The sequence below is a fragment of the Lysobacter sp. 1R34A genome, assembly GCF_051217035.1.
Taxonomy (GTDB): domain Bacteria; phylum Pseudomonadota; class Gammaproteobacteria; order Xanthomonadales; family Xanthomonadaceae; genus Lysobacter.
The window spans coordinates 1-4,167 of the sequence record NZ_JBPKJP010000176.1; the positions used below are offsets into that span (position 1 = coordinate 1).

At 69.8% G+C, this 4,167-nt stretch carries 3 protein-coding genes; all 3 read left to right on the forward strand.

All coding sequences use genetic code 11. The annotated features are described in order from the left end of the window. Nucleotides 1-658: 658 nt before the first annotated feature. Nucleotides 659-1,582, forward strand: coding sequence for a segregation and condensation protein A (locus ACSAMQ_RS20120; RefSeq protein ID WP_435397360.1), 924 nt, complete (start codon nt 659-661; stop codon nt 1,580-1,582). Nucleotides 1,583-1,900: 318 nt separating this feature from the next. After that, entirely contained in the window at nt 1,901-2,902 is a 1,002-nt protein-coding gene (scpB, locus tag ACSAMQ_RS20125) for an SMC-Scp complex subunit ScpB (protein ID WP_435397361.1), read from the forward strand. Further along, on the forward strand, nt 2,899-4,167 hold a 1,269-nt coding region (locus tag ACSAMQ_RS20130), incomplete at its 3' end, for a pseudouridine synthase (RefSeq protein ID WP_435397362.1). The genes scpB and ACSAMQ_RS20130, both read left to right, overlap by 4 nt.

Sequence of the window (4,167 nt, forward strand, 5' to 3'; positions counted from 1 at the left end):
GCGCAGCCGGCTCGGCGGCGTTGCCCGCCTCGGGCGCGGGCGCGTTGCAGCCCGCCAGCGCCAACATCAGGGCAGCGGCGACTGTCCTTGCTTGGTTCATTGCGATTCCCCAGTCCATTAGTTATGCCTGCCCAGTCTAATTAGCCGCACGGCCCGGCGACAGACCCGGCACGCCTCCGCCGCGATCGGCCGACCCGGGCGTCGTAGCCGCCGCCCGGCCCGGCCCGGCCCGGACCGCCGCCGTCGCGCCGCGACCGGCCGGCGTTCATGCCGGCGCTGGACACTGCCCGCCCCAGCCCTTACCCTAACTGTCAATTGCCCGAGGCCGGATGCAGCGGCCCGTCGCGACAGGATCCACGCCGTCGCCACGTCAGCACCCGTACTTCCCCGCACACCATCGGTGCGCCAGTACGCCAGTGCACAGCTGCAGACCACCGGCTCACGCCCGCAACCCCTTCGTCTCAGCCGCCACGCCTCGTCGTGACGCGCAGGACGGGGCCGTTCGGGCCTAAAGCACACGCCTTTCTGAGTGGTCCGCAGCACCCGCAGGGAAGCTCGATCCCGGTCCTTGCACGGCCTGGCGCGACTCTCGATGCGGCCATGCGCCGCAAGCATCGTCGTAACCGCAGTGCCCACGGCCCGGAGGGGCCGGTTTCGAATGAGCAACGAACCCGCGCCCGTCGCGACCGAATCCAGCCCCGCCCCGACGCCGCCTCAGCAGCAGGAGATGCCGCTGGCGATGGTCCACGGCCAGCCGGTGCTGCAGATTCCGCAGGATCTCTACATCCCGCCGGACGCGCTCGAAGTCATCCTGGACGCGTTCGAAGGCCCGCTCGACCTGCTGCTGTACCTGATCCGCCGTCAGAATCTGGAGATTCTCGACATCCCGGTCGCCGAGATCACCCGTCAGTACGTGACCTACATCCAGGCCATGCACGAGATGCGTTTCGAGCTGGCCGCCGAATACCTGGTGATGGCCGCGATCCTGGCCGAGATCAAGTCGCGCATGCTGCTGCCGCGCGCGGCGAACGAGGAAGGGATCGAAGAAGACCCGCGCGCCGAGCTGGTCCGCCGGCTGCAGGAGTACGAGCGCTTCAAGAAGGCGGCCGAAGACATCGACAGCCTGCCCCGCCAGGACCGCGACACCAGCCCGGCGCAGGCTTACGTGCCGGACCGGGCCTCGGTCAAACTGCCGCCGCCGGTCGACCTGCGCGAGATGCTGCTGGCCCTGCACGACGTGTTCAAGCGTGCCGAGCTGTACACCCAGCACGCGATCAAGCGCGATGCCCTGAGCGTCCGCCAGCGCATGGGCGAGTTGCTGACCCGCATGTCCGACGGCGTGTTCCACCGTTTCGAATCGCTGTTCACGGTCGAAGAAGGCCGGCTCGGCATAGTGGTAACGTTCCTGGGCCTGCTGACCCTGGCCAAGGAACAGTTGATCGAGATCGTCCAGGAGCAGCCCGAAGAGGGCCGCCCGCCGGCGCCGATCTACGTCAAGTCGCTGGCGCTGATGAAGGACCCCGACGAAATCGAACTCAGCAGCGAGTTCGACGACGCCGCCAACGACGACCGGGTTTCGTGACTTGGCTGTCGTGACCTGGCTGTCGCCGTCGTGCCGCCCCGCCGGGGCGGAGTGGATCCCGGCAGGGGCCGGGGCCGCATCGTTCGAACGTTTCCACAGCTCGGCCTCCGTCTGCCGCGCACGCGGCCGCGATGGCCCGGACACCCCGCTCCTTCCTGGCCCGCTTCCACGTAGCCCGCTTCCACGTAGCCCGCTTCCACGTAGCCCGCTTCCGAATAGCCCGCTTCCAAACAGCTAGGACCGGCCGACCACCGCCCAGGCACCGATTCCGCACCGGCTCCAGGGCCGATCGCCAACGCAACGATTCAGACGCATTCCATGGACCAACTCCTCGTCACCCGCATCGTCGAAGCCGCCCTGCTCGCGGCCAACCAGCCGCTGACGCTGGCGCAGCTGCATGCCCTGTTCCCCGAGGACCAGCCGGCACCGGCCGACAGCGTCGAGACCGCGCTGGAAACCTTGCGCGAGGGCTGCGCCGAGCGCGGCGTGGAGTTGGTCGAACTGGCCTCGGGCTTCCGCTTCCAGGTCCAGGCCGACGTCCACGCCTGGGTCGCGCGCCTGTGGACCGAGCGCCAGACCCGCTACACCCGCGCCACCCTCGAGACCCTGGCGCTGATCGCCTACCGCCAGCCGATCACCCGCGGCGAGATCGAACAGGTCCGCGGCGTCGCGGTCAGCAGCAACATCATCAAGGCCCTGGAAGAGCGCGAGTGGATCCGCGTGGTCGGCCACCGCGACGTGCCCGGCAAGCCGGCCCTGTTCGGCACCACCAAGGCCTTCCTCGATTACTTCGGCCTCAAGCGCCTGGACGAACTGCCGCCGCTGTCGGAGCTCAAGGACATCGGCGAGCTGGAGCCGCAGCTGCCGCTCGACGGCGAAGCGATCGCCACCGGCGGCATCGCCAGCGGCCAGGACGACGAGGCCGGCCACGACGGCGAAGCCAGCAACGATGCCGAAGCCGGCGACGACGAGCGCGACTCGTCCGGCGCCGCCGACGAATCGGGCGAGTCCAGCGGATCGGCCGAGCCGGCCGACTCCAGCGGCGATAGCGACGAGCCCACCGCCGCCGACGAGACCGTCGACGGCGGCGAAGCCCGCACCGAATCCGGCGACGCCGGCGCAGACGAAAGCGCCGACGCCGCCAGCGATACAGACAGCGACACCGATACAACCGTCCTTTCGGACGACCCCGAAGCCGCGCCGGGCGAGCGCGCGGCGGACGCGAACGATCACGAGCAAGACCAACACGCCGTCGAGACGACGACCGTTCCGGAATTTGAGGCCGAGTCCGAAGACGACCGGCCGGAGCAACAGAAATGACTGAAGAAAACCGCCGCAAGCTCTCACTGAAGCGCGGCAGCGACGCCGGCGCGACCGCCGAGGCGCCGCGTCTGGAAGAACGCCTGCACAAGGTCCTCGCGCAAGCGGGCCTGGGCTCGCGCCGCGCGCTCGAGCAGCGCATCGCCGACGGCCTGGTCAAGGTCAACGGCGAGACCGCCCAGGTCGGCATGAGCATCAAGGGCGGCGACAAGATCGAACTCGACGGCCGCAGCTTCATCGCCAGCGCCCTGACCGAGCCCTCGCGCGTGCTGATGTACAACAAGCCCGAAGGCGAAGTGACCACGCGCGAAGACCCCGAAGGCCGACCGACCATCTTCGATTCGCTGCCCGCGCTGAAGGGCGCGCGCTGGATCGCGATCGGCCGCCTCGACATCAACACCACCGGCCTGCTGCTGCTGACCACCGACGGCGAACTCGCCAACGCGCTCATGCATCCCTCCTTCGAGGTCGAGCGCGAGTACGTCTGCCGCGTGCGCGCGCCGGAAGGCCAGGAGCAGGTACCCGACAACCTCGTCGACCGCCTCGCCCGCGGCGTCGCCCTCGAAGACGGCCCGGCCAAGTTCGACGAGATCGAACGCATCGGCGGCAGCGATTCGCACGACTGGTTCCGGGTCGTGGTCAAGGAAGGCCGCAACCGCGAAGTGCGCCGCCTGTGGGAATCGCAGGGCTGCCAAGTCAGCCGCCTCAAGCGCATCCGCTACGGCACCGTATCGCTGCCGCGCGAACTGCTGCGCGGCCAGTCGCAGGAACTGGTCGCCGACAAGGTCGACGCCCTGCGCGGCGACCTCGGCCTGGAAGACGGCACGCCTTCGGCGCTGACCCTGCAGCCGGTGATCGGCCAGCGCAAGGCGGCCAAGTCGACCGTGCACCTGTCCGGCGAACGCGCCCACGGTTACGTCGGCGGCCATAACACCGCCGACGAAGGCCGCGAACTGCGCCGCTTCGATCATGTCCGCGAAGACCGCGGCGGCCGCGGCCGCGGCGGCCCGCGCAAGCACGGCGGCCTGACGGTCAGCGGCGAAGCCGCGGCCAACCAGTCGCACAAGCCGTTCAAGCAGCGCAAGGAAAAGGGTCCCAAGCCCCTGCCGGACGGCAATCCGGCCGCGTTCCGCACCTGGTACGTGCCCGATGGCGTCGAGACCGGCCCCAGCGGTCACCGCAATCCCGACGGCCAGGGCCGCAAGCCCTACGGCGGCAAGCCCGGCGGCGCGCGCGGTCCCGGCGCGGGCGCCGGTGCAGGCCGC

Excerpts from the sequence above, each read along its gene's own strand:
- ACSAMQ_RS20120 (WP_435397360.1), top strand. The coding sequence starts at position 659 with ATGAGCAACGAACCCGCGCCCGTCGCGACCGAATCCAGCCCCGCCCCG.
- scpB (WP_435397361.1), top strand. The coding sequence starts at position 1,901 with ATGGACCAACTCCTCGTCACCCGCATCGTCGAAGCCGCCCTGCTCGCG.